This is a genomic window from uncultured Boseongicola sp., assembly GCF_937988555.1.
Classification (GTDB): domain Bacteria; phylum Pseudomonadota; class Alphaproteobacteria; order Rhodobacterales; family Rhodobacteraceae; genus Boseongicola.
On sequence record NZ_CALJXO010000346.1, the window covers coordinates 1 to 5,117 of the forward strand.

The following is a 5,117-nucleotide window of genomic DNA, read 5'->3' on the forward strand; positions in this document are numbered from 1 at the left end:
AGAACACCGCTCAATGACGCCAATCTCATGGGACCGGCACTCGCCCCACCCAAACTCCATTTCAATCCTGATCCGAACTTTCACACCAAATCCTCCTGCAACAAAGCCAACAGGATAGACCGAGATCAATTCAAGTCCCCAGAGTTTTTCCACTCCCCAACGCGACATTGGGTATGCAATGAAGTCATTTCTGTTTCGCTATCCACCACTGTGGTTCCCAGCATTAGGAGCGGGTGGTATCTGTGTGGTATGCTCTAGCAGCCGTTCGGCTGACATCGTACCAAAGACAAATACCGGACAGCGAGCTACTTCGATCAGTCGGTGCAGCTTTTCGGCTGTGTGTACCGGGCCACGCGACAGATCCACAAGCACGGCCTGCGCATTGAGCCGGGCCAATTGGCCGAGAGCCTCATCAAGTGTTGCACAGTTCTGGCTAGGTGATGTCTTGGTTTCTGATGCCCGATGCGACGTCTCGCTCACTGTCAGCACGACCTTTTCAGTCGCTAAGTGCGCAGACAACAGCTTTGACATGTCCCTCATCGGGCTGTCTACAGAAGTTGACGATTCCAACAAGACAACCTTTCCGGCGACGGGATGCACATTGCGATGTGCAAAAACCATTATGTCCCAAGACATTGCCATGTGCAGGCCAGTTTGGATGAGGTCTCCGGTATCACGCTCGAACGTCCAGGGCGCGCCCGCATCATCGGCCAGCCGGGCCAAGGATTGCTTGAACGCCCTTGCGTCAGCCTCAATCAATGTGCGGATTTGCGAAAGGGTCGGGGCCAGCGCAACCGTGCCACTTGGCATGACAATCCGCTGGTTTGGAAGGGCGCAGATTGCGAGCGAAGCCGTGTCGTCTACAAAGATCCCACCGATGCTGGGATGCCATTTATCGATCAATCGGCTGAGAAGATGTAACGCCGCTCTGGCGTCGACAAATGAGCTCGCCCCAACGAGAATTCGGGTACCGCTGGCGGGAGGACCGGTCATTTCCGATCATTCTGATTGTTGTCTTGGTCTGTGCGTGCGCCAAAGCGTCTGCGCGTCTCGGCAAACTTATGTAGCTGCGCTTCCACGAGGGCGTTGATGCTTCCTTCTGGGAACGCGCCACTTCGATTTCGCCGTCCGGCGTTCCGACCGGTCAGTATTTCGATGCCCTGATCAATCGTTTTGACAGGAATAACTCTGAATTTTCCGGCATTGGCTGCCTCAACAACATCGGGCCGCAACATCAGATGGTTGATGTTGGACGCGGGAATCAAAACGCCATGCTCACCCGTCAACCGACGTGCCTTACACAGATCAAAGAACCCTTCGATCTTTTCGTTTACGCCGCCAATCGCCTGAACTTCACCATTCTGGTTCACGGACCCCGTGACCGCGAGACCTTGACGGATCGGGACACCTGACAGTGCGGACAACAGCGCATATAGTTCTGTGGAGGAGGCACTGTCGCCATCGACGCCGCCATAGCTTTGTTCAAACACCAGACTGGCGTGCAGCGACACCGGCACATCCAGCGCATAATTGGCGGCCAGATAAGCGCCCAAAATCAATACCCCCTTTGAATGGAGCGGACCACCAAGTTCGACCTCGCGTTCAATGTCGATCAGTTTTCCAGATCCCATGCGGACACGCGCGGTGATCCGCGATGGTCTGCCAAAATGATGGTGACCAATCCCGATCACCGACAATCCGTTTACCTGCCCGATGGCGTCACCGGCGGTGTCGATCAGAATGGTCTTGCGCGTGACGGCCTCTAGCATACGATCCTTGATGCGTGAGGCACGTCGATTCGCTTCTTGAATGGCGTGGTGCACGTGTTCGTCTGACACAAGCTTCCGCTTGGCCTTGCCAGCATAATGATCCGCCTCGCGCATTACATCGGCAAGCATCCCGATTTGCAGTGTGAATTTCTTTGAATCGTCGGCCAGCCGAACAGCGTGGTCTAGCAATGCCGCAACGGCCTTTGCGGTAAGGGGCCGCAGTTTCTGTTTGCTGGCATAAGAGCCGATGGTTCGCGCCAAAAGCCGGGTATTTTTCGCGGAACGGTCCAGATCATCTTCGAAATCAGCCTGAAGCTTGAATAGCACACCGAACTCCGGGTCCAGCAAAAGCAGCAACATGTGCAACCTGCGATCCCCTATCAAAACAATGCGGATATCAAGCGGTATCGGGTCAGGTTCCAGCGTGATGGTTGACGCCAAACTCAGCCGGTCAGCCAATGAAGTGATGGTAATGGACTGGCCTTGAAGGCAGCGCTTGAGTGCGTCCCAGGCAAACGGTTCCGTCAGAAGCCGGTGCGCGTCCAGAACCAGATATCCGCCGTTCGCACGATGCAAGGCACCCGGCTTGATCAAGGTGAAATTGGTCGCCAGCGTGCCCATCTCGGAGACATGTTCGATCCTGCCAGTCAGATTGTTGAGCGAAGGCAGGTCTTCTATGACCACAGGTGCGGCAGTTTCCGCCACATCATGAGTGACCATGATGTTAATGCTGTAGCGGTCGAAGTGAGGATCACGATGATACTTCCGGATTGCTTCGGGAAAGGGGCCGTTATTCGAGTTGCCTTTCGAAAGCAGAAAGAGTTCGGCGTTTGAGATCATGTCCTGCCGTACCTGTTCCAGGTAGTTGGCGATGTCGGCATTTTGTGAGAAACCTTTGGCAACTTCCCCTACGCGGAGTGTCACGACACGTTCCGCCATCGAAGCATGTAATGCTTCGATGTGTTGTCGATGTTCCTTTTGCAATTGCGGTCCGTGTTTGAGAACTTGGGAAAGATGCTCTTGCAGGCGCTCGATTTTCGCGTCGATTTCTTCCTTGCGTTCTGGCGGCAGCGCTTTGTAGACTTCAGGTTTAATCGGTTTGCCATCGACCAAAGCCGCCAGCATGAAGCCCATTGGTGTCCTCAGAAGTGCAACGTCTTCTTCTTTGACTTTCTCGGCGAATTCCGCGATCGGCTCTTCGTGCCGCTGGCCAAACTCTTCCTCGATCGCGCGCCTTTGGGTCTGGTATTCTTCCGACTCGAAAAGTGCCGGAATTTCATTTGCCAGATCATCGACAAGATCTTGCATTGCGGATCGCAAAGTGCCTGCTAGTCCTGCTGGCAAACTCATTGCGTTAGGTTTGTGCGGCGCATCGAAGTTGTTGATATAGACCCAGTCGCATGGCGTTGGTCGCGACGAGGCGGCCTTTGCGAGCAGCTTTGAAACAGTGGTATGTCGTCCTGTCCCCTCATGTCCCAGTACGTAAAGATTAAAGTCTTTGTGGCCGATGTCAGCCGAAAGGCGGATTGCATCCATTGCGCGATCCTGACCGACAAGGTCATGCTGAACCGAAAGGGCTTTTGTATTCTCAAATCCAAGGGTCTTCGGATCACATGCCGGGCGCATCTTCTGGGGCTTTAGCCCATCAGGAAGAGTTCGTTTGTCTTGCGCAACCTTCGCCAAAGCCAATGCTCCGAATGTAGTTTTTGATGTTCCGAGAGAGCTTTTTTACTCTCTGATTAAATCGGCGATCCCAGAAGATTTCACACGTAACGCTTACAACTCGCTAGGTCCTCAAAGGATCGCCAAAGTAGGTCAGACCGGATCAGGAGATCTGAATCTGGTCGACTACTTTTGTAACGCCAGGCGCAGACCATGCGGCATCCTCAGCCAGCTTTCGCTCGTACCAGGCTTTGACATGCCCTTTCAGAGTGACCTTGCCATCGATGACATCCACGTTGATTTTCGAAGACTCAAGCGTAGCGCTACGATGCAATGCCTCCGAGATCTTGCGTTTCACGTCCACTGATGAGGCATGTGGCCGAATGGCGATCGAGTTTATCACACCGGTTACCCCGCGCAGACGCGAGACGTAATCCCGGGCATCAGTACGTTGATATTGCCAATCCACATCGCCGGATAGTGTCACGCGGCCATTCTTAACCTCGGCTTTTATGTCGTATTTCCGGAAGGTCGTGTTCCACTCGCAAAGATGGGCGATACGCTCGGCAATATCCTTATCGTCAATCTGGGTATCGGAGGAGTATTTGATCTTGATCTCTTCAACCACCGCATGCACGCCCTTGACGCGCTTCGCGGCTTTGATCACCGCAAGCTCTTCGTAGTAACTGTGAACGGTTCCATGCAGGGTCACAGCCCCGTCCTTCACGGTGACGCCAATGTCGGTTGATTCAACTTTTGGGTCGAAATCGATTTCTTCCAGAATGTCGTTTCTAATCAGTTCGTCACTTCGCATTATGATTCTCCCGTTTGAGGTTCCTTCTCTTTCAAAAAAATCGCATAAAAGTAGCGGGGGCGATTGATCTTTATCAATTAGCGTCGGGGATCCTGATACGGTCCTACACCGGCCCTTGCGGAACAGCCTTGGCGCACTCGCGGCAAAGCAACGCGAAGGGTACCGCATCAAGGCTGGCATCCGCGATGTCCTGCCCACATTTGGTGCAAATCCCATAGGTACCCTTTTCGATACGGGTAAGCGCGGCATTCAGCAGGCCGATTTCCTTCAGTCCAGCGCGACCAACGCTCTCAAGTACCTCGTCATCTTCCAGTTCGATCGCCTGGTCTTCGAGATCCGGATCTGCCGGTTCATCAAGGCGCTGCCTCGATCTTCTCCAGCCGGCCTTGTAATTCTGCCAAGCGTGTCTGAATTTTTTTCCGATAGTCTTTCGTGTTCATCTGTCCCGTTCCTGATTGCAGATTGAAATCCATGTAGAACTGGCCCTAGCGAAAAGCGCTGCTTAACCAACAATCCGCCATATGCCGTCAGGTTGAAGACAGGCGATCCCGACTCCAATCGCTCGCCGTCCGTCGACGGTGATGGTTTGTTGGTACTCTCGGCAATATCGGCCTGAGGCGGCGATGCCATCACGCAATAGTGTGACGGTCCCGAAGTTTCCCGACTGTGCATTGTTCCAGCGGATCGTGTCGCCAATCTCCGCGCTATGTGCAACGCGGATCGCTTAATTCGGGTCGTGTTGCATAGATCGACTGCAACTCGGAACGCGGCCTTTCCGAGACGGAATTCAGGCGGTGCGTTCAAAACCTGGGCGGCCAAGTCCAGTCATCCGGTTGAGAACCCGGACGCCAATCTTAGCCTCTGTTTTCTGA

5 protein-coding genes are annotated in these 5,117 nt (G+C 53.8%); all 5 read right to left on the reverse strand.

Features of this window, described 5'->3' with window-relative positions; translation table 11 throughout:
- Window positions 1-198: 198 nt before the first annotated feature.
- The 5 genes from Q1B15_RS20460 to Q1B15_RS20480 all read right to left on the reverse strand — a co-directional run bounded on the left by Q1B15_RS20460 (window position 199) and on the right by Q1B15_RS20480 (window position 4,966).
- Window positions 199-993: a hypothetical protein gene (locus Q1B15_RS20460; RefSeq protein ID WP_299757424.1), complete on the reverse strand. Its 795-nt coding sequence runs from the start codon at window positions 991-993 to the stop codon at window positions 199-201.
- Window positions 990-3,452, reverse strand: coding sequence for an ATP-binding protein (locus Q1B15_RS20465; protein WP_299757426.1), 2,463 nt, complete (start codon window positions 3,450-3,452; stop codon window positions 990-992). The genes Q1B15_RS20460 and Q1B15_RS20465 overlap by 4 nt, the downstream gene beginning before the upstream one ends.
- Window positions 3,453-3,594: 142 nt before the next feature.
- Complete coding sequence (locus Q1B15_RS20470) at window positions 3,595-4,245, reverse strand: BON domain-containing protein (RefSeq protein WP_299757427.1); 651 nt, start codon at window positions 4,243-4,245, stop codon at window positions 3,595-3,597.
- A 103-nt stretch (window positions 4,246-4,348) separates the two neighbouring features.
- Window positions 4,349-4,669 carry a TraR/DksA C4-type zinc finger protein gene (locus Q1B15_RS23565; RefSeq protein WP_366141757.1) on the reverse strand — a complete coding sequence of 107 codons (321 nt, stop codon included), beginning with the start codon at window positions 4,667-4,669 and terminating at the stop codon, window positions 4,349-4,351.
- 78 nt (window positions 4,670-4,747) lie between these two features.
- Complete coding sequence (locus tag Q1B15_RS20480) at window positions 4,748-4,966, reverse strand: RT0821/Lpp0805 family surface protein (protein WP_366141758.1); 219 nt, start codon at window positions 4,964-4,966, stop codon at window positions 4,748-4,750.
- Window positions 4,967-5,117 lie beyond the last annotated feature (151 nt).

Bases quoted from the DNA above. Each gene is read 5' to 3' on its own strand.
- Q1B15_RS20470 (WP_299757427.1), bottom strand. From the start codon at position 4,245: ATGCGAAGTGACGAACTGATTAGAAACGACATTCTGGAAGAAATCGAT.
- Q1B15_RS20460 (WP_299757424.1), bottom strand. From the start codon at position 993: ATGACCGGTCCTCCCGCCAGCGGTACCCGAATTCTCGTTGGGGCGAGC.